Source organism: Rhizobium sp. 2YAF20 (assembly GCF_052114685.1).
Taxonomy (GTDB): domain Bacteria; phylum Pseudomonadota; class Alphaproteobacteria; order Rhizobiales; family Rhizobiaceae; genus Rhizobium.
The window spans coordinates 294,613-312,718 of the sequence record NZ_JBFRFF010000002.1 but is presented as its reverse complement, the minus strand read 5'-3'; the positions used below and the strand labels follow the sequence as shown (position 1 = coordinate 312,718).

Genomic DNA, 18,106 nt, shown 5'->3' with positions numbered 1-18,106 from the left:
ATAATCCCTTTCGGCAACAGACACACTAAAGATGCCGGATATAGGGCCTTGCCAACGAGATTGGTATGGCCATGGCAATGGAGGGAAGAAAAACCGCGGATCGAAACGACCCTCAGGCGCGGCGCCATCCAAGCAGACCGGGAGCCGAGTGCCACAACGCCTGGCCGGCAAAGCCTATGAACAATACGCCCGAGCAGCGGACGATCATCCGCTCGTGGGCTCGATAAAACCGCCGGACAGTGCCGGCGCCGATGACGCAGACGAGTATCATGTAGGCCGTCAGGAAACCAATAATGGAGACGCCGAGCAACAGCGGCAAGGCGGTGAACTGAAGCGCACCGGCCGAACCTGCAACCAGCGCCGTGAACGTTGCGAGCGCAACGGGATAGCCTTTCGGATTGGTCGCGCCGAATATCAGCCCGCGACGAAACGGACGTTCGACAGTGACCAGCGCCTTGCCATCTGCCTTTGGCTTGGCGGTGACGGCACTCCAACCGATCCAGGCAAGATACAATCCACAGAAAAGACCGAGCAAGTCGAAAACGAAGGTGCCGATCGTTCGAGCCCCGATGATCGCCACCAGCGCTAAGCCCGACCAAATGAGATCCCCGAAAAGATGGCCGCCCATGAAATAGGCGCCCGCTCGCCGACCCTGCCCGGCGCCGATACCGAGAAGCGCAAGAAAGGCTGGCCCTGGAATCAATACGTAAAATAGCGCAGCGAGAAATGCACCGATGAGAAGGGAATATGTCATGCTGGCCTTTCCAGGGAGCGATGACAGCAGATTATCGTGACGTCGGGCTCAGTCAAGGTTGTCGAATTATATGATAATAATATTTTAAATGTCTTGGCGGCGTTCACTTTTTAGTGAAAAGTGTCGCCGAACCTCGAACGCGGACTGTGAAATGCCCCAAAACAGAATAGATACGGACTCGCTTGCGTTCCTGGTAACGGATTGCGCCCGCCTGATGCGGGTTGCCTTCGAGCGCCGCATCCTTTCGGCAGGCCTTGAGCTCTCCGCTGGCGAAGCACGCACGCTGATCCAGGTCGCCGCCATCAATGGCAGCCGCCAGCTTGAGATCGCCAGCCGCATGGGGCTAGAGCCGATGACGGTCAGCGCGTTTCTCGACAAGCTGCAGGCAAGGGGCCTGATCGAACGCCAGCCGGATCCCTGTGACCGCCGCGCCAAGCGCATCCTGCTGTCGGATGCAGCAGAAGATATGATCAAAGCAATCAGCACTGAAATCGGCGCGGTCCAGCAGGAAGCGACGCAGGGGCTCGATCATGGAACCCAGGATCATGTCCGCAACGCATTGAAGAGTTTTAGGCAGAATCTGCAAAAATGCGATCTGGTCCCTGTTGAACGCGAGGGGCAGGCTGTCGGACGCGAGAGGGAGCAGGCCGTAGAGTGCTAGAGCGATTCCAGGAAAAGCCCAAGGCGGCTTTCCCTAGGAATTGGCTCAGACGAACTGCAACGCATATCCGACCAAAAAAGCCCGCCGCCATAACGGCAACGGGCTTGATATCGGGCAGTTAAGCCGGCTTATTTGGTCAGGTTGCGCTTTGCGAGCGTGCGAAGACGCAATGCATTGAGCTTGATGAACCCTGCTGCATCCTTCTGGTCGTAGGCGCCCTGATCGTCCTCGAAGGTGACGAGCTTGTCGGAATAGAGCGATTTTGGGCTTTCGCGGCCAGTGACCATGACATTGCCCTTGTAGAGCTTCAGCGTCACTTCGCCTTCGACATGCTCCTGGCTCCTGTCGATAGCGGCCTGCAACATTTCGCGTTCGGGCGAGAACCAGAAGCCGAAATAGATGAGCTCCGCATAGCGCGGCATCAGTTCATCCTTGAGATGCGCTGCGCCGCGGTCGAGCGTGATTGATTCGATCGCCCGATGCGCCGTCAGCAGGATCGTGCCGCCAGGCGTTTCGTAGACGCCACGCGACTTCATCCCGACAAAACGGTTTTCGACGAGATCGAGGCGGCCGATCCCATTATCGCGGCCGTAGTCGTTAAGGGCGGCCAGCAACGTCGCCGGGCTCATGCGCACACCGTTGATCGAAACAGCATCGCCGCGTTCGAAACCGACCTTGATGGTGGTGGCCTTGTCGGGTGCTGCCTCCGGAGAGATGGTGCGCATATGCACGTATTCCGGCGCTTCCTGCGAGGGATCTTCGAGAACCTTGCCCTCGGAAGAGGAATGCAGGAGATTGGCGTCGACCGAGAAGGGCGCCTCGCCCTTCTTGTCCTTGGCAACAGGTATCTGGTGCTGTTCGGCAAATGCGAGCAGATCGGTGCGCGACTTGAAATTCCAGTCGCGCCAGGGCGCGATGATCTTGATATCGGGATTGAGCGCGTAGGCGGAGAGTTCGAAGCGAACCTGGTCGTTGCCCTTGCCGGTCGCCCCGTGGGCGATCGCGTCGGCGCCGGTCTTCCTGGCTATATCGATCAGATGTTTGGAGATCAAAGGCCGCGCGATGGAGGTGCCGAGCAGGTAAACGCCTTCGTAAACTGCGTTGGCACGGAACATCGGGAATACGAAGTCACGAACGAATTCCTCGCGCACGTCCTCGATGTAGATCTCCTTGATCCCCATCATCTCCGCCTTCTTGCGCGCCGGCTCGAGCTCTTCACCCTGTCCGAGATCCGCAGTGAAGGTGACGACTTCCGCGCCGAGCTCCGTTTGCAGCCACTTCAGGATGATCGAGGTATCAAGCCCGCCGGAATAGGCGAGAACGACTTTCTTCACGTCTTTATGCGATGCCATGATGATGAGGTCCGTTTGAATGCAAGCGGCCACATCGGCCGCAAATCCCGTGTTGCGGCACTTTTAGCGAGATTATCGGAAGGCGCAAGAAAAACTGCGACCGAGAACAATCTCCAGGCGAAGGCACATCCGTTGTTCTAGGGCCTGTTGAGATTCAGCGTTTCATCGATAGAGGCATCATGATTCAAGCTCCTATTGAGGAGTTTGATCTCACCGTCGTCATGACCTCGGAAGAGAGCGGTCGGTCTGCCCGGAATGGCCACAGGGACTTGCTGCACGGTCTGTTGGCGGACATTATCGGCGCGGTGCGAGCCGCCTGAAGACCGTGCCGCGTGTCTTTGCAGACGCGTAAAGGACGCTGCAACGCTTGAATTGCTGCTTAGCAGGAAAACCCCGCGATCGTTAAATTCTTAGCGAAGCCTCCAATCAAACCGCAAAACGCTTGCTGTAAGTTCCACGGGAATTTCGGGAAAGCGCCATGTTGCTGGATCTCAGGACAATCTATTTCATCGTTGCCGTGAGCTGTTTCGTGCTGGGCATTCTCCAGCTTGCAGCCTATGCGACCCGCCGCTTCGAGAGGTGGCCGCTGTGGTGGGGCCTGAGCAACCTTCTTGTCGGCGTCGGGTCCTTCCTCGTCGCGTTGCGCAATCTCGTTCCCTACTCCGTCTCGATCGACGGCGGCAATATCGTCACCATCGCCGGCTACATGCTGATGTTCTTTGCCGTGCGGGTGTTTTCGGGACGAGCGCTCGACCAGCGCTACTTCTGGCTTGCCATCTTGCTCGTCAGCGTTCCTGTCGTACTCATTGTCAGCGATCCATCGGCAGTCTCGGCGAGGCTCCTCCACGTCTCCGTCATCTGCTGCTTCTGCGATCTTGCCGTTGCAAGGGAGGCAATCAGCATTGTCCGACGCGAGAGGCTTTATTCCGCAGCCTTGCTTGTCGGTCTCTATATTTGCACTGCGGGGATCTTTGCGGTTCGCAGCATTCTCGCGGCGACCGGTGAGATTGGCGGGCCGGATCCTTTCGGCAGCAGTGCAATTCACAGCTGGATGGCGGTGTCGGCGGTCGCGTTCATCATGCTTCGCAGCATGGCCATGGTGCTGATGGCCGCCGAGCGCAGCCGAAATCAGTTGACGGAACTTGCTCACCACGATCTTCTGACCGGCGCGCTCAATCGCGGCGGCCTTGCCCAGCATCTGCCGGCTCTCGGTTCCCAGCCCCTATCGCTGCTGATCATCGATATCGACCATTTCAAGCAACTGAACGACAGGCATGGTCACGCTGCCGGCGACGACATCCTGCGGCTTTTCGCCAGCGTTTCGAGAGGCATCATGCGCTCCAACGACCTGCTTGCCCGTCAAGGTGGAGATGAGTTCCTGGCGGTGCTGAAAAACGTTTCCCGGGAAGATGCCGTGGCGATTGCCGAGCGCATCCGTCTCGCCTTCTCCGCTGCCGTCCTGCAGCGGCCGGATCTGGCAGTCTTTCCGACGCTGAGCATCGGCGTTGCCGCGCCTGCGGAAAGCGGCGGAGATTTTGAGCGGCTGATGCAGGAGGCGGACGAGGCGCTCTATCGTTCGAAGCGCGACGGCCGCAACCGTGTCGAAGTCTTTGGAGAAAATCAGCAAGCCGCGTAGGAACGGGGCGAATGTTCCTATTTCGGAGCGGCTCAATCTTTTTGCTTTTGCGCAATTCCAGATGCAAAACCGCTGCGCACTTTTGCTGGAATTGCTTTAGAGCGCGTGCCGGCGATAGTGCTCCCGGAGAAAATTATCGAAATCGAAAGGCTGTGGCTTCTCGGATCCCCCTGCGGCCGTGCCGGCTTTGATTTCGGTCTGGTGCTGCAAAAGTCTAAGACCCGCATCGATGACCTCGGCGGGTGATCGGAATTTGCCCTGGCCGATCTGTTCGTCGATGAATATCTCCATCTGCTCGTCGAGTGTCACGGATATGACCTTTGCCATTGCAGCCTCCCGCCGTTTGACTTGGTTTCATAAATTACCATATCTGGCGGCGTCCGAACAATGTTTGCACGAGGGAGCGGTGAGATGACAAACGTTCAGTCCGTATTCGCGAAATCCAACGTCGCAGTGGTGACCGGCGGCGCCTCCGGCATCGGTCTGGCCGCTGCAAAGCATTTTGCGCACCTCGGGATGCGCGTGGTTCTTGCCGACCTTGGAGCCGACAGGCTGGCCGTCGCACGCAACCAGGTCATCGAGCACGCCGGCATAGCCGACGACGTGGCCGCCATCGAAACCGATGTCAGCGACAGGGCCTCCCTTGAGGCCCTCGAGCGCGCTGTGATACAGCGCTTCGGTCGCGTTCACGTGTTGATGAACAATGCCGGTATCGGCCCGGAGACCTCGATCTTCAGTCCGCAGGCAGGTTGGGATCATATCCTCGGGGTCAACCTGATGGGTGTGATCGACGGTACCCGCACCTTCGGCCCCAATATGCTCAGTCACGGCGAGCCTGGCGTAATCATCAACACCGGCTCAAAGCAGGGCATCACCACGCCGCCCGGCAACCCCGCCTACAACGTCTCCAAAGCCGGTGTGAAGGTATTTACGGAAGCCTTGCAGCACGAGCTTCGCAACACGGCGGGCTGCAGGATTACCGCTCATCTTTTGATCCCGGGTTTCGTCTTTACCGGCCTCACCAAAGCCGACCGAACTGAAAAGCCGGCCGCTGCCTGGACGCCGGAACAGACGGTCGACTTCATGATGCAAAGTCTTGAGCGAGGGGATTTCTATATCCTGTGCCCAGACAACGACGTTATACGTTCACTGGACGAGCGGCGCATATTGTGGGCCGCCGGCGACATCGTTGAAAACCGTCCGCCGCTGTCGCGCTGGCACGGGGACTACGCCGAAGAATTCAAAGCCTTCCTTGCCGGGAATGGCTGATTGGCAACTTGGTGAAACCCGGGTAAGACAGGATTTTCTCGTGCCACAGAGACTGTCATGGATTTCCTTCCCAGCCTGCCAACGCTTCTAGCTTTCAGCGCCGCGAGCCTCTTGCTTGCCGCGACGCCGGGTCCCGACATGACGTTGTCGATCAGCCGTGCGCTCGCCCAGGGCAAGCGCGCAGCCCTTTTTGTCGTTCTGGGAACGAGCTTTGGCATTGTCGTCCACACGATGCTGGTCGCCTTCGGCATCTCGGCGCTGATCACCGCATCGCCGACCGCCTTCCTGATTTTAAAGACCGGTGGCGCCGGCTATTTGCTCTGGCTTGCCGTAAAGGCCGTCCGCTTCGGATCAACCCTCTCGGTAAAAGAGGTGGATGAGGTCGCCGGCACGCCGCTTGCCAATATCTCGAGCGGTTTCTGGGTCAATCTTCTCAACCCGAAAGTCATCATTTTCTTCATGACTTTCCTGCCGCAGTTCGTTACTGCGGGCGACCCGGCAGTGACGCAGAAGCTTCTCTTCCTCGGGTTTTTCTTCATCCTCATCGGCATGCCGGTCAACACGCTGATCGTCTTGACGGCCGATTGGCTTGCCTCATGGCTGCAGAAGAACAAGGGTGTGCTACGCGGGCTGGACTACACCTTCGCCGGCGTCTTTTCTATCTTTGCCGCGAAGATATTGCTCACCCAGGCTCGTTGAACCGGGGGCTCTAGGGGCTGAGGCGCGGATCAGTCGTCGGCGCCGTGGTTGGCGATCATCATCGCCTCGAAGGCCAGCCGATCGGTCTTGCGCATGCGCTCGGAATCTGACTTGAGCTGTCCGCAGGCGGCGAGGATATCGCGGCCGCGTGGTGTGCGGATCGGCGACGCATAGCCGGCCGCATTGATGAAATCGGCGAACTTCTCGATCTGCTCCCAGTCCGAACACTGATAGTTGGTGCCCGGCCAGGGATTGAACGGGATGAGGTTGATCTTCGCCGGAACACCCTTGAGAAGCTGAATAAGCCCCTTGGCATCCTCCAAGCTGTCATTGACGTCCTTCAGCATCACATATTCGAATGTGATGCGCCGGGCGTTCGAAAGCCCCGGATAGTTTCGGCAGGCGTCGATCAGTTCCTTCAGTGGATACTTCTTGTTGATCGGCACGAGAATGTCGCGAAGGTCGTCGCGCACGGCGTGCAGCGAGATCGCCAGCATCACGCCGATCTCGTCGCCGGTGCGGAAAATCTCCGGTACGACACCTGACGTGGACAGCGTAATGCGACGGCGAGACAGCGACAGACCATCGCCATCGGAGGCGATCAGCAGGGCGGTCTTGACGTGATCGAAATTATAAAGCGGCTCGCCCATACCCATCATGACGACATTGCTGACCTTGCGACCTTCAGCCGGCATAACGGTACCCTGCGGCTGCTCCCGATCCGGAAAATCGCCGAGCCGATCGCGGGCCAAGAGCAGCTGCGACAGGATTTCCTCCGCCGTCAGGTTGCGCACCAGACGCTGAGTGCCGGTATGACAGAAGGAACAGGTCAGCGTGCAGCCCACCTGGCTGGAAATGCACAGTGTTCCGCGGCCCTCTTCGGGGATGTAGACGGTTTCAATCTCGACCGGCCTGCCCGCGCCGCGCGCCGGGAACCGCAGAAGCCATTTGCGCGTGCCGTCATTGGATACTTGTTCCTCGACGATCTCGGGACGCGCGATGGTAAAATGCTGTTTCAACATCTCGCGCATGTCCTTGGCGACATTCGCCATGGCATCGAAATCGGAGACGCCGCGAACGTAGAGCCAGTTCCACAACTGGCTGACGCGCATCTTGACCTGCTTTTCCGGAACGCCCTTTTCCCGCAGCGCCTGCCCCATTTCCTCGCGCGTCAATCCGATAAGCGACGGCTTTGGCGATAGCTCGCCGCCGCGCGCTAAGGGCGCAGTCGCTGGCTTTGCAACGGTCATGGTGTCTGTGAAGGACATGGTTTTATCCAAACGGTTTGTATCTGCCGTGCTTCCGGAAAAGCTGCAGGCTCGATCGAGGCACTGAAAGAGAAATTCGCATGCGGCAAGGGCAACATCGTTGCAGGCTCGCTCGCAGTTTGCGCGGCCTTTAGCATCAATTTGGCCGCTCGTCATCCCTCTTTCAGAAACGCAAGAGGCCAGCCACATGGCCAGCCTCGACGTCTACAATCCAATTTTCGCCCAAAGCTGAGCGGCACCGCGATATTATTTGCAGTTTTCGATCTGCTTTAATGAAGCAGAGATGCCGGCCAGCGAATAGCTGTAGGAGGTGCCCGTGCCCTTTTTCGAGGTCGCAGCGACGGAAAGCGAATGGCCGGTCTTCATGGCCGCCACCAGCGCTGGCTCCTGTGCGGCGTTTTCAACCCAGGCAGCCTTGTCCTTGGTGAACATCACAAACGTCTTGTTGTCGATGGTCACGTTGACCTTGGAATTTTCCTTCAACGCATAGCCCATCATGACCTGCGGTTCATAGGAAATATTCTGGCCGGGGCGCTGCGTGACAATGAAGAAATTATCGCCGTGGTCGACGCCGGTCGTCGGCAGTTTCGTGGTCGGTACCGAGAGTACGTAGCAAACCTTGCCGCTGCCGGACTGGTAAGAATAGGCGCCCCATGCATCGAACTGCTTGATGCGCGTCGGAGAGGGCGACGCCGCCTGCGCCGGCGCTGCGGCTGCGGCTGCAGCTGCAGCCTTCGGCTTTGTCTTGGCTTGAGCGGATCCGAACCCGGCGCCGGCCAGTACGATTGTAAGAGCGATTGCGAGACGTTTTACGAACATGATTTCCTGCCGGTTTCTTGCGATCCAGAGCCCGATGCAATTTGGGCCCGGACGATGCGTGTTCACGAGCTGCTTCATTTTGACTTAATTCAGGTTACCAAACCGTCAACATGGCGGCTTTCGCGGGACGAGCTGTTTCATTTCTGACCAATTGCCAATCATTTGGTCGTGATATGGCCGAAGAGAAAAATCGAGCTATTGAGGTGGTAAAGCACCATCTCTGTGAAAGAATCTAAGACATAAAGATAAAGGCAAGAGTTTGACCTTTCCCAAATCCGATGTACCTCATAATGCTTACAAACTTCGGCTGGAACGGCGATGACGGGAGGCTTTTGACCCGGCAAATGGAAGTTGAGGAACGACGGCGCTCAAAGATCTGAAGCTAAAGGCTCGTCGGCAAGCGCCCTGTCGGCGGCCTCATAGTGTTGGGGGCGGATATTTCCGCTGACCATGGCAAACGCCGCCGCAAGGACCGCGACATCATCCGTATAGCCAATGACCGCAAAAAAGTCCGGTATGACATCAAACGGCATAATGAAGTAGGCAAGCGCTGCCAGAAGGATGCCGCGAACCCGCAGGGGCGTCTCAGGATCGAGCGCGCAGTAGAAGGCGGCGACCAGATCACGCGCAAATGGGATATGCCGCACGGCCTTTCGAAAGGCCGGCCAGAATTTTCGTCTCACCGTCTTTTCCCGCTTGCCCTGCGTGTCCTCGTCGCCCGGCAACAGGATCTCACCAAACTTGATGTCATTCATTCCGGTCGTTCCCGTTGGTGGTGGCCTGCACAAACAGGCGCTACCACATGAGGAAAATATGGAGATCGCCGGCCGTCATTCAACCGGCACGCAGGGCTGCTGCCTTCTCCATGGCTTTGGCAAGGCGAAAATCCTGCTCTGTCAACCCGCCGGCATCGTGGGTGGTGAGCGTCACGTCGACGCGCGAATAGACGTTGAACCACTCGGGATGGTGATTGAACTTCTCGGCAGACAAGGCCGCTTCGGTCATGAAGCCGAATGCCTCGACAAAATTGCGGAACTTGAAGCTTTTCGAGATCGAGGCGGCATCCGCGCCGAGTTTCCACCCGGCCAAAGCGCCGAGATTTTCGTCGATGGCGGCTTTCTCCAGCTTTTCGAATTTCATGTGATGATCCCTTCTCCCCAGCAGCGGTAACGACGTGTAACAGCCGACCGCTTCGACCTGATCCTTGCAATGGATCATGACAATTTGAGGAATTCGCGAGAATTCGCCTCCGTGGAGCGATTGGAAAAATCCATCTCTTCAACAGCTATGCAATGGCAGGAAAAGACCTTCCCGACCCCTGTTACGGCGGTCTGGAAGGCCTCTAATCCATCTAGACCATGCTTTTGACAGGCTGCAGCTCTTTGCTGGCCGCCGCCGGGAAGGTCCGGGCTTCGTGAAGCGGGAAAATCTCTTCGGTGAGGTAAGGGCCGCCGCCCACTGATTCTCGCGACGACAGAAGCACGAAGCGCGAGGCGGTGAACAGCGAGGTCTGGAAATTGCCGCGACCGGAGAGATAGTGGACGACATCGTCCAGCCGCGATGACTTGAGCCGCGCCAGCGTCACATGCGGTGTGAATTTGCGCGGATCGGACGGCAGGCCGATGCGTTGGCAGATGCGCTCGATCTCTCCTTGAAGAGCGAACATGTCAGGCGTCGGGGTGACGCCTGCCCAGACGGAGTGTGGCTTCTTCGATCCGAAGGAGCCGATCCCGTCCAATCTGATCTGGAACTCGGGCCTGTCGATCCGATCCAGCCGCTCGACGAGCTCGTCGGCGGTACGTCCGTCGACGTCACCGATAAAGCGTAGGGTTATGTGGTAATTCTCTACGTCGATCCACCGGGCTCCGGGAAGACCACCGCGCAACAAAGAAAGGCTCATCGCCGCGTTGCGAGGAATTTCGAGGGCGGTAAATAGTCTCGGCATGGCGAGATCCCCGAATCTTTTGCAGATGCACACAGCGAATCATGCAATCAAGTCAGGCGCAAGCCCCTATTTCAGCTTTGCCCCGATCGTTGCGATGAAACCTTCGACCATGGGTTGGAACCGTTGAACCATCACGTCTACGCCTTGCGAATTAGGGTGCATCCCATCGGCAAGTTGCAGCCTGGCCTCAGCAGCGACCCCATCAAGGAAAAAGGGGTAGAGCGTCAGGTGGTACTTATCGGCAAGCCGCTTGTAGATCGGATTGAACCTTGAGGCATAATCTGCACCCATGTTCGGCGGCGCCAGCATCCCGGCAAGCAGGACCGGGATGTTGCGCGCGCTCAGTCGGCCGATGATCGCATCAAGGTTGTTCTCGCTCTCCTCGGGTGGAATTCCGCGCAGCGCATCGTTCGCGCCAAGTTCGAGGATGACCCCATCGGTCCCATCCGGCACCGACCAGTCCACGCGAGAAAGCCCGCCCGAGGTCGTATCACCGGAAACGCCGGCATCGGCGATGACGACATCAATGCCTCTGGCTTTCAACGCCGCCTGAAGCTTTGCGGGAAAACCGTCGCCCGGCGGCAGCTGGTATCCGGCCATCAGGCTATCGCCGAGCCCGACGATCTGTATCGTTCGCGCATTGGCGCTTTCGGTGAGGCCACAGAGGAACATGCCGGCGGCGATGACGGCTATTTGAAGGGCGGCAACTTTAAAACTCATCATCAAACCCCTAGATTGCTCGAAGGTCGCGTCGCGCCCGGCAGTTCGTCAACGATATATAGGGCGGTTCCCATTGGCAAAAACCATCATCGAACTGAAGAACGCGGATTTGACGCTTGGCGATGCGGCGGCCTCGGTTCACGTTCTCAAGGGGATGAGCCTGACGATCCTGGAAGGCGAATCGGTCGGTATCCTGGGGCCTTCCGGCTCTGGAAAATCAACGCTGCTGATGGTTCTGGCCGGCCTCGAAAAGCTCGATAGCGGCGAAATCATTATCCGCGACACGCCGCTCCACGCGCTTAGCGAAGACAAGGTCGCTGATTTCCGCGGCCGCAATATCGGCATCGTCTTCCAATCCTTCCACCTGATCGCCAACATGACGGCACTGGAAAATGTGGCTGTGCCGCTGGAACTGGCGAATGTGAAGGATGCCTTCGACATTGCCCGTCGCGAGCTTCAGTCCGTCGGCCTCGGCGAGCGCCTAAGCCATTATCCCGGCCAACTTTCCGGCGGCGAGCAGCAGCGCGTGGCAATCGCCCGCGCGCTCGCGCCTTCGCCCAAGCTTTTGATCGCCGACGAACCAACCGGCAATCTTGACACCGATACCGGCCGGCAGATTGCCGACCTGCTCTTTGCCAAGCGAGCCGAACGGGGCACGACGCTGCTTCTTGTCACCCACGACGCAGCACTTGCTGCCCGATGCTCCCGTCAGATCCACGTACGCTCAGGTGAAATCGAGGGCGATAGCGCAGGGATCCGAGCAAACCAGGCCGCAATCGCATGACGCTTGCTAGAGCTCGCCTTTCCCTCGCCTTTCGTCTGGCACTTCGCGAGCTGCGTGGCGGGTTGAGGGGATTTTACATCTTTCTCGCCTGCATCGCCCTTGGCACGGGTGCGATTGCCGCGGTGAATTCCGTTTCGCATTCCATCACCGACGCGATCTCGACCCAAGGCCAGTCGCTTCTTGCCGGCGACGTCCGTTTCGAGATCAACAATCGCCTGGCGACGTCGGATGAACTTTCCTATCTGAAGGGGCTCGGCACCGTCTCCGCCTCGACCGGGCTGCGCTCGATGGCCCGTCTGCCGGATGGTTCGGACCAGGCGCTGGTCGAGGTCAAGGCGGTCGACCAGGCCTATCCCCTATACGGAACCTTCGAAGCCGAGCCGCAACAGCCCCTGGCAAGCCTGCTTTCCGAACAGGGTGGCAGCTATGGTGCCGTGGTGGCGCCATTGCTGCTTGAGCGCCTGCATCTGGGGATCGGAAGCCAACTTCTTCTTGGAAACGCCAGGCTTCGGATCACTGGAACCGTGAAGAACGAGCCCGACGCGATTTCCGAGGGCTTCGGCTTCGCGCCGCGACTTTTGACCAGCAATGAGGCGCTGGCAGCCTCCGGGCTGATCCAGATGGGCAGTCTCGTCCAGAATGCCTACAAGATCCGCATGGACTATCCGACCGTCGCCATCAAGGACATCGCGGACCGTTCCAACAAGGCATTTCCATCGGCCGGCTGGTCCATCCGCACCAGCGAAAAGGCCGCTCCGTCGCTGGCAGACAATGTCACCCGCTTCTCTCAATTCCTGACGCTGGTTGGCCTCACGGCGCTCATCGTCGGCGGCGTCGGCGTTGCCAATGCCGTACGTGCCTTCCTGGATGCGAAGCGGACGACGATTGCCACTTTCAAATGCCTCGGCGCTCCGGCCTTCGTCGTGGTGATGATCTACCTGATCCAGATTGCCCTGATCGCGCTTGCGGGCATCGCGGCCGGCCTCGTGCTCGGTGCCATCGCACCGATTTTCGCGGCGCAGTTCATGGCGAGGTTTCTGCCAGTCTCCACCGATCCGACGCTTTATCCAGGCGCATTGTCGCTCGCGGCCGTCTTTGGCCTGCTGACGACATTTGCATTTGCTATTTTGCCACTCGGCCACGCCCGCGAGGTGCCTGCCACCGCGTTGTTTCGCGAACAGGGGTTCGAGACCCGCAAGCTGCCATCCTGGCCCTATGTCGGCGCTGCCGGGTTGTTGATGGCAGGGCTTGCCGGCCTTGCCATTCTCACGGCCTATGATCGATTTATTGCCATCGTATTCGTTGCCGCCATCGCCATTGCCTTCGTGGTGCTGCGCAGCGTTGCGGCTCTGGTTTCCTATCTGGCCAAACGCAGCCCGCGCGTCCGCTCCCCGGCGCTGCGGCTCGCCATCGGCAATATTCATCGGCCAGGATCGTTGACGGCCTCCGTCGTGCTGTCGCTCGGCCTCGGACTTGCTCTGCTCGTCACCTTGACGTTGATCGACGGCAATATGCGGCGGGAATTGACCGGGCACATGGCCGAGCGGGCACCCAATTTCTTCTTCGTCGACATCCAGGGGTCCGAGCTCGACGGCTTCCGCAAGGTCGTTTCGAAAGCGGCGCCGGATGGCAAGCTGGTCGAGGTCCCGATGCTTCGCGGGAGGATCGTCGCCTTTAATGGCGAGGACGTGACCAAGCGCAAGGTGCCGCCGGCCGGCCAATGGGTGCTTCGCGGCGACCGCGGCATCACCTATTCGCAAACGCCGCCTGAGAATGCCTCGATCACCGAAGGCAAATGGTGGGACAAGGAATATGCCGGCGAACCGCAGGTCTCCTTTTCCGACGAAGAGGGCAAGGCGCTCGGCCTGAAGCTCGGGGATAGTGTCACCGTCAATGTGCTCGGCCGCAACATTACCGCCAAGATTGCCAATTTCCGGAAGATCGAATGGCAATCGCTGTCGATCAACTTCGTCATGATTTTCACGCCGAACACATTCAAGGGCGCTCCGCACGCCTGGCTTGCGACGCTGACCGACCCCACGGCCACCGCCCAACAGGAGGCGACGATCCTTAGAACCGTCACCAACGCCTACCCGACGATCACCAGCGTTCGCGTCAAGGATGCGCTTGATATGGTCAACACGCTGGTCGGCCAATTGGCGACTGCAATACGCGCTGCCGCCTCGATAGCGCTGATCGCCTCGGTGCTGGTGCTGGCTGGAGCTCTTGCTGCCGGCAACCGCGCCCGCACCCACGACGCGGTGGTGTTGAAGACCCTCGGCGCCACACGGGCGATGCTGATCCGCGCCTTCAGCTACGAATACCTGATCCTCGGCACCGCAACCGCTGTCTTCGCACTTCTCGCCGGGTCGGTTGCAGCCTGGTATGTCGTCAACCGCATCATGCATTTGCCGTCGGCGTTTCTGCCTGACGTTGCGTTCTCAACGATCGCAATAGCCCTTGTTCTGACTGTCGGCATCGGCCTGATCGGCACCTGGCGAATTCTCGGCCTGAAAGCCGCGCCCGTCTTGCGCGAGCTCTAAGACGAGTCGGAGCGTTAACCCATGCGGGGGAATCGGACTATATTACACCGATTTAACTCGTTTGACGATTGCTTGGCACTTGTACCCAACTCACGAAAGCCTCATATTCTCGTTAGGCATGCTGAAGCTCCGCAGCGGCGCCCGGGACGAACGAGCCCGACACCGTCATAACATCGGCGCTTAAAAGAGGAAAACATGGCTGACTTTCGTAATTTCCCCAATCGCGCGGCCGGCGCTCAGTCCGGTGCGCTGATAGACGAGGGCCTTCGCGCTTACATGCTGAAGGTCTACAACCTGATGGCGCTGGGTCTGGCGATCACGGGTATTGCCGCCTATCTGGCCTTCTCCTTCGCCGTTTCCAATGGACAGCTGACCGCGTTTGGCCAGGCGATCTACACGAGCCCGCTGAAGTGGGTAGTGATCCTGGCTCCGCTTGGCTTGGTCTTCTTCCTGAGCTTTCGGATCAACACCATGAGCGTGTCGGCTGCGCAGGCGACGTTCTGGGCCTATGCGGCGCTGGTCGGCCTATCCCTGTCCTCGATCTTCCTGATCTATACGGGACAGAGCGTGGTCCAGACCTTCTTCGTGACCGCAGCCGCCTTCGGTGGCCTGTCGCTCTACGGCTACACGACGAAGCGTAGCCTGTCGGCCATGGGCTCCTTCCTGATCATGGGCGTGTTTGGCATCATCATCGCGTCGATCGTCAACATCTTCCTGCAGTCCTCTGCGCTCCAGTTCGCGATCTCGGTGATCGGCGTTCTGGCCTTCGCAGGCCTCACCGCCTACGATACGCAGCGTATCAAGGAAATGTACTTCGAAGCCGACGACGCGGCCGTTGCAGGTCGCAAGGCGATCATGGGCGCGCTGACACTCTACCTCGACTTCATCAACCTGTTCATGTTCCTGTTGCAGCTCATGGGCAATCGCCAGCGCTAAGCACTGAGGATAACTTCGAAAAGGCGGCTTCGGCCGCCTTTTTTGCGGAATTATGCAGCAAATGCCACCAGAGCCGCAAACATAAGAGCGCTGTCCGCAATCACAGGACGAGCTCCTTTCCAGGCTTCAAAATAGCATTCCAAAGGGTGCTGGGCGTAAAATCATAGCCCAAGCGTATCCATTCTATGGCATCGAACGGGTGCGCGACAATCAGGTCCGCATTTCCGATCTCATATCTCAGGGCCTGCAAGGTTCGCTGGCCCGAAGAAGTGGTGTCCACCACCTGGGTATCTACAACAGAAGCATCCTGGTCGTAAAATCCTTCAAGTTGTCAGTGACAAGAATGTCGGCTTTGGCACCGAAGGCCGTTGCTAGCACGCCGGCATCCTCTACTTCAGAAATAGCGAAGTGCTCTCCTCCACCCAAAATGAGATAGGGATCGAGCCCATCTGGGCCTGAATTTCATAATGTCAACAATGGAACCAGAGTATGATCTAATGCGATCCTCTGAGAATTGCAGTCGACGGAGTACCGTTTCGAGGGTCTCGATCATCTCGAACGAGATGACTAGCTGCGCTCTGTCCGCGATGCCCCATGCAGATGCTAATTCCGCTTTTTTGTTGCCTCGATGGCAAGCTGATGATTGTTATCGGAAATCCGAGACCAGATCAGGTGCCATTGCTAGATGAACTTTCGCCTTCGAGACGCCACGAGCGCAGACTTGGCCACTATTACCGCCATTTATCGCGAATCGGTTCTGACCGGCACCGCGAGCTATGAAATCGTTCCTCCCACCGAAAGCGAGATGGCGCAGCGGATGGACGCAATCCTCGAGAAGGGCTACCCCTATCTGGCGGCCTGCGGCGACGGCGGCGAGCTCCTCGGCTATGCCTATGCATCGGCCTTTCGCACCCGGCCCGCCTATCGTTGGATGGTTGAGGATTCGATCTACCTGGCGTCTGCTGCTCAAGGTCGAGGTATTGGCAAATCGCTCCTGGCTGCACTTGTCGAGCGTTGCACTACACTCGGCTTCCGCCAGATGGTGGCGGTTATCGGCGGAGCGCAGCCAGCTTCGATCGCCCTGCACAGAAGGGCCGGGTTTTCAGAGACAGGACTGCTGGTCGGAGCGGGCTACAAGCACGGCCGTTGGCTCGACACCATGTTGATGCAGAAAGCGCTTGGCGACGGCAATTCCAGTCAACCCGATACGTCGTCCTATCCAGGTACTTTGTTTGGTGAATAGCTTTGCCCGCTACTTGTCGACGAGTTTCAGAGTCTTGTCGAAGACCTTCAAGACCTGGCGCAGATCGTGCCCGCGCTTGAGGATGGTACCGTGGGTGTTGATCACGGAATAGGCGCCCTGCTTGGCGGCGAGCTTCGGGTTCTTCTCAATGCGGTAAAGTGGCATTTCGCCTGCGCGCTTGAAGACGGAAAACACGGCCTTTTCAAGCATATGGTCAATGGCATAGTCGCGCCACTCGTTCTCGCCGACCATCCGGCCATAGATCCAGAGGATAGCATCGAGCTCGCGGCGCTGGAACGTCACCGGAAGCGGGTCCTTGCTCTGCCTATATTCCCTGAGATCGACGACAACCGAGGGCTCTCTATCGACATTGCGGCTTTCGCCGTGTCGCAAATCCGGCTGATCGGTCATCTAGCTCGCAAGGCTCCGCTCGTGACAGGAGGATGACAGTTTGCCTCAGCCGCGCCAAATTGCAAGGCCGCCGGGCGCATGACCGTCCTTTCCACTAAAATTATAGAGACACACGCTTCCTTGCCGGCGCCGCATTTCAGTCAAAACAGTGCCGTATTTAAGGGAGACTTAATATACACATTTTGGCGCCAGCGCGCCAAAATGGCCCGGCGTGGCGCATCGGCCTAACCCCAGCCCCGAATGCGTCGCAGCCGGGCCGCTTCTCTCTTAAAGAGCCTGACTGGCGGCGTTTCCCAAGAAAATTCAGTTGCGGCCATTGCCGATTGTTAGCACGGTCGCGCCGATGATCGCGGCTGGATCGCCTCCTGATGAAGCCGATTGCAGAAGCACGGCAAGGCCGTCGCGATCCGACTTTTCCATAACACTTGCCGGCAGCACTAGGTTCATCGGCTTGCCGTCCCACATGCCGACAGTCTCGACATCTGAAACGCTGTGCATGTAAGCGATTTGCCGGCCGGTATTCTCGCCCTTGGCGACGGTTACCAATTGATCGCGATCGAAATAGGCGACCACGACATTGGCCTTGCCCTCACCCGCACCGATCTTGATTTCCAGCTCGTCACCCTTCATGGCGGCGTGGACTGGAACTGTCAAACCCTTGCCGCCGCGGTCAAATTGGTCGAGCTTGAGGTTGATGGCGGTCAAGTCGGCGCCATTCAAGTGATCCCGACCATTGATGATTGCCTGCGGCGTATAGACATTGCTACGGCCTAGCGTCCGCGCATAGGCATATTGCCGGGCCGTGTTTTCCTTGGAGCTCATGGTGTCGTTCCAACCCATGTAGTTCCAATAGTCCACGTGGTAGGCGAGTGCTACGACATTGCCCTGACTTACGAGCTTTTGAAATGCCGCGTCGGCCGGCGGACAGGAAGCGCAGCCCTGCGAGGTGAACAGCTCCACGACACCCTTCACCTTGGCAAGCTCCTGCGCTTGCGCCGAGCTGGCAAGGGCCACACCGGCCAGAAGGGAAATCAGTAACCGCAAGGACATCTAGCAAAACCTCTGT

19 protein-coding genes and 1 pseudogene are annotated in these 18,106 nt (G+C 58.5%); 9 read left to right on the top strand and 11 right to left on the bottom strand.

What is annotated here, in order from left to right:
• Positions 1–112 precede the first annotated feature (112 nt).
• A complete protein-coding gene (locus AB4Z52_RS05600; RefSeq protein WP_442216915.1) occupies positions 113–754 on the bottom strand; it encodes a LysE family translocator in 642 nt (213 codons plus the stop codon).
• 151 nt (positions 755–905) lie between these two features.
• On the opposite strand from AB4Z52_RS05600, the gene AB4Z52_RS05595 reads away from it, so the two are divergent.
• The gene (locus AB4Z52_RS05595; RefSeq protein ID WP_442216914.1) at positions 906–1,415 is read left to right on the top strand and encodes a MarR family winged helix-turn-helix transcriptional regulator; all 510 of its coding nucleotides are present in this window, start codon (positions 906–908) and stop codon (positions 1,413–1,415) included.
• A gap of 128 nt (positions 1,416–1,543) precedes the next feature.
• Here AB4Z52_RS05595 and AB4Z52_RS05590 read toward each other — a convergent pair whose 3' ends face one another.
• On the bottom strand, positions 1,544–2,767 hold the full coding sequence (locus AB4Z52_RS05590; RefSeq protein ID WP_442216913.1) for an argininosuccinate synthase: 1,224 nt from the start codon (positions 2,765–2,767) through the stop codon (positions 1,544–1,546).
• Positions 2,768–2,961: 194 nt separating this feature from the next.
• Here AB4Z52_RS05590 and AB4Z52_RS05585 point away from each other — a divergent pair.
• Positions 2,962–3,087 (top strand): annotated as a pseudogene (locus tag AB4Z52_RS05585) (6-aminohexanoate hydrolase); the annotation flags it as partial.
• 158 nt (positions 3,088–3,245) lie between these two features.
• Positions 3,246–4,403 (top strand): GGDEF domain-containing protein, encoded by a 1,158-nt coding sequence (locus AB4Z52_RS05580; RefSeq protein WP_442216912.1) that lies wholly within the window; start codon positions 3,246–3,248, stop codon positions 4,401–4,403.
• A 96-nt stretch (positions 4,404–4,499) separates the two neighbouring features.
• Here AB4Z52_RS05580 and AB4Z52_RS05575 read toward each other — a convergent pair whose 3' ends face one another.
• Complete coding sequence (locus AB4Z52_RS05575) at positions 4,500–4,730, bottom strand: type II toxin-antitoxin system ParD family antitoxin (protein ID WP_442216911.1); 231 nt, start codon at positions 4,728–4,730, stop codon at positions 4,500–4,502.
• A gap of 84 nt (positions 4,731–4,814) precedes the next feature.
• Between AB4Z52_RS05575 and AB4Z52_RS05570 the strand changes: the two genes are divergently transcribed.
• The gene (locus AB4Z52_RS05570; protein ID WP_442216910.1) at positions 4,815–5,672 is read left to right on the top strand and encodes an SDR family NAD(P)-dependent oxidoreductase; all 858 of its coding nucleotides are present in this window, start codon (positions 4,815–4,817) and stop codon (positions 5,670–5,672) included.
• A gap of 57 nt (positions 5,673–5,729) precedes the next feature.
• Positions 5,730–6,371, top strand: a complete 642-nt coding sequence (locus AB4Z52_RS05565) for a LysE family translocator (protein WP_442216909.1) — start codon at positions 5,730–5,732, stop codon at positions 6,369–6,371.
• 29 nt (positions 6,372–6,400) lie between these two features.
• Here the strand turns inward: AB4Z52_RS05565 and rlmN are convergent, their stop codons facing one another.
• The 6 genes from rlmN to AB4Z52_RS05535 form a co-directional block, all read right to left on the bottom strand.
• A complete protein-coding gene (gene rlmN, locus AB4Z52_RS05560) occupies positions 6,401–7,639 on the bottom strand; it encodes a 23S rRNA (adenine(2503)-C(2))-methyltransferase RlmN (protein WP_442216908.1) in 1,239 nt (412 codons plus the stop codon).
• A gap of 246 nt (positions 7,640–7,885) precedes the next feature.
• Complete coding sequence (locus AB4Z52_RS05555) at positions 7,886–8,458, bottom strand: invasion associated locus B family protein (RefSeq protein ID WP_442216907.1); 573 nt, start codon at positions 8,456–8,458, stop codon at positions 7,886–7,888.
• Between the two features lie 368 nt (positions 8,459–8,826).
• Positions 8,827–9,213, bottom strand: a complete 387-nt coding sequence (locus AB4Z52_RS05550; protein WP_442216906.1) for a YkvA family protein — start codon at positions 9,211–9,213, stop codon at positions 8,827–8,829.
• Between the two features lie 79 nt (positions 9,214–9,292).
• A complete protein-coding gene (locus AB4Z52_RS05545) occupies positions 9,293–9,598 on the bottom strand; it encodes a 4a-hydroxytetrahydrobiopterin dehydratase (RefSeq protein ID WP_442216905.1) in 306 nt (101 codons plus the stop codon).
• A gap of 211 nt (positions 9,599–9,809) precedes the next feature.
• Positions 9,810–10,403, bottom strand: coding sequence for an RNA 2',3'-cyclic phosphodiesterase (gene thpR, locus AB4Z52_RS05540; protein WP_442216904.1), 594 nt, complete (start codon positions 10,401–10,403; stop codon positions 9,810–9,812).
• A 66-nt stretch (positions 10,404–10,469) separates the two neighbouring features.
• Positions 10,470–11,123 carry an arylesterase gene (locus AB4Z52_RS05535; RefSeq protein ID WP_442216903.1) on the bottom strand — a complete coding sequence of 218 codons (654 nt, stop codon included), beginning with the start codon at positions 11,121–11,123 and terminating at the stop codon, positions 10,470–10,472.
• Between the two features lie 73 nt (positions 11,124–11,196).
• Between AB4Z52_RS05535 and AB4Z52_RS05530 the strand changes: the two genes are divergently transcribed.
• From AB4Z52_RS05530 to AB4Z52_RS05515, 4 genes are all read left to right on the top strand, one after another.
• The gene (locus tag AB4Z52_RS05530) at positions 11,197–11,907 is read left to right on the top strand and encodes an ABC transporter ATP-binding protein (protein ID WP_442216902.1); all 711 of its coding nucleotides are present in this window, start codon (positions 11,197–11,199) and stop codon (positions 11,905–11,907) included.
• A complete protein-coding gene (locus AB4Z52_RS05525) occupies positions 11,904–14,450 on the top strand; it encodes an ABC transporter permease (protein WP_442216901.1) in 2,547 nt (848 codons plus the stop codon). Before AB4Z52_RS05530 ends, AB4Z52_RS05525 begins: the two co-directional genes overlap by 4 nt.
• A gap of 195 nt (positions 14,451–14,645) precedes the next feature.
• A complete protein-coding gene (locus AB4Z52_RS05520) occupies positions 14,646–15,386 on the top strand; it encodes a Bax inhibitor-1/YccA family protein (RefSeq protein WP_442216900.1) in 741 nt (246 codons plus the stop codon).
• Positions 15,387–16,071: 685 nt separating this feature from the next.
• The gene (locus AB4Z52_RS05515) at positions 16,072–16,629 is read left to right on the top strand and encodes a GNAT family N-acetyltransferase (protein WP_442216899.1); all 558 of its coding nucleotides are present in this window, start codon (positions 16,072–16,074) and stop codon (positions 16,627–16,629) included.
• A 9-nt stretch (positions 16,630–16,638) separates the two neighbouring features.
• Here the strand turns inward: AB4Z52_RS05515 and AB4Z52_RS05510 are convergent, their stop codons facing one another.
• On the bottom strand, positions 16,639–17,040 hold the full coding sequence (locus AB4Z52_RS05510; RefSeq protein ID WP_442216898.1) for a DUF2794 domain-containing protein: 402 nt from the start codon (positions 17,038–17,040) through the stop codon (positions 16,639–16,641).
• Between the two features lie 303 nt (positions 17,041–17,343).
• Entirely contained in the window at positions 17,344–18,090 is a 747-nt protein-coding gene (locus AB4Z52_RS05505) for a DUF1223 domain-containing protein (protein WP_442216897.1), read from the bottom strand.
• Positions 18,091–18,106: the final 16 nt, after the last annotated feature.

Excerpts from the sequence above, each read along its gene's own strand:
- AB4Z52_RS05505 (WP_442216897.1), bottom strand. The coding sequence starts at position 18,090 with ATGTCCTTGCGGTTACTGATTTCCCTTCTGGCCGGTGTGGCCCTTGCC.
- AB4Z52_RS05520 (WP_442216900.1), top strand. The coding sequence starts at position 14,646 with ATGGCTGACTTTCGTAATTTCCCCAATCGCGCGGCCGGCGCTCAGTCC.
- AB4Z52_RS05555 (WP_442216907.1), bottom strand. The coding sequence starts at position 8,458 with ATGTTCGTAAAACGTCTCGCAATCGCTCTTACAATCGTACTGGCCGGC.
- AB4Z52_RS05580 (WP_442216912.1), top strand. The coding sequence starts at position 3,246 with ATGTTGCTGGATCTCAGGACAATCTATTTCATCGTTGCCGTGAGCTGT.
- AB4Z52_RS05600 (WP_442216915.1), bottom strand. The coding sequence starts at position 754 with ATGACATATTCCCTTCTCATCGGTGCATTTCTCGCTGCGCTATTTTAC.
- AB4Z52_RS05525 (WP_442216901.1), top strand. The coding sequence starts at position 11,904 with ATGACGCTTGCTAGAGCTCGCCTTTCCCTCGCCTTTCGTCTGGCACTT.
- AB4Z52_RS05550 (WP_442216906.1), bottom strand. The coding sequence starts at position 9,213 with ATGAATGACATCAAGTTTGGTGAGATCCTGTTGCCGGGCGACGAGGAC.
- AB4Z52_RS05570 (WP_442216910.1), top strand. The coding sequence starts at position 4,815 with ATGACAAACGTTCAGTCCGTATTCGCGAAATCCAACGTCGCAGTGGTG.
- rlmN (WP_442216908.1), bottom strand. The coding sequence starts at position 7,639 with ATGTCCTTCACAGACACCATGACCGTTGCAAAGCCAGCGACTGCGCCC.
- AB4Z52_RS05590 (WP_442216913.1), bottom strand. The coding sequence starts at position 2,767 with ATGGCATCGCATAAAGACGTGAAGAAAGTCGTTCTCGCCTATTCCGGC.
- AB4Z52_RS05515 (WP_442216899.1), top strand. The coding sequence starts at position 16,072 with ATGAACTTTCGCCTTCGAGACGCCACGAGCGCAGACTTGGCCACTATT.
- AB4Z52_RS05595 (WP_442216914.1), top strand. The coding sequence starts at position 906 with ATGCCCCAAAACAGAATAGATACGGACTCGCTTGCGTTCCTGGTAACG.
- AB4Z52_RS05510 (WP_442216898.1), bottom strand. The coding sequence starts at position 17,040 with ATGACCGATCAGCCGGATTTGCGACACGGCGAAAGCCGCAATGTCGAT.
- AB4Z52_RS05575 (WP_442216911.1), bottom strand. The coding sequence starts at position 4,730 with ATGGCAAAGGTCATATCCGTGACACTCGACGAGCAGATGGAGATATTC.
- AB4Z52_RS05545 (WP_442216905.1), bottom strand. The coding sequence starts at position 9,598 with ATGAAATTCGAAAAGCTGGAGAAAGCCGCCATCGACGAAAATCTCGGC.
- AB4Z52_RS05535 (WP_442216903.1), bottom strand. The coding sequence starts at position 11,123 with ATGAGTTTTAAAGTTGCCGCCCTTCAAATAGCCGTCATCGCCGCCGGC.
- AB4Z52_RS05565 (WP_442216909.1), top strand. The coding sequence starts at position 5,730 with ATGGATTTCCTTCCCAGCCTGCCAACGCTTCTAGCTTTCAGCGCCGCG.
- thpR (WP_442216904.1), bottom strand. The coding sequence starts at position 10,403 with ATGCCGAGACTATTTACCGCCCTCGAAATTCCTCGCAACGCGGCGATG.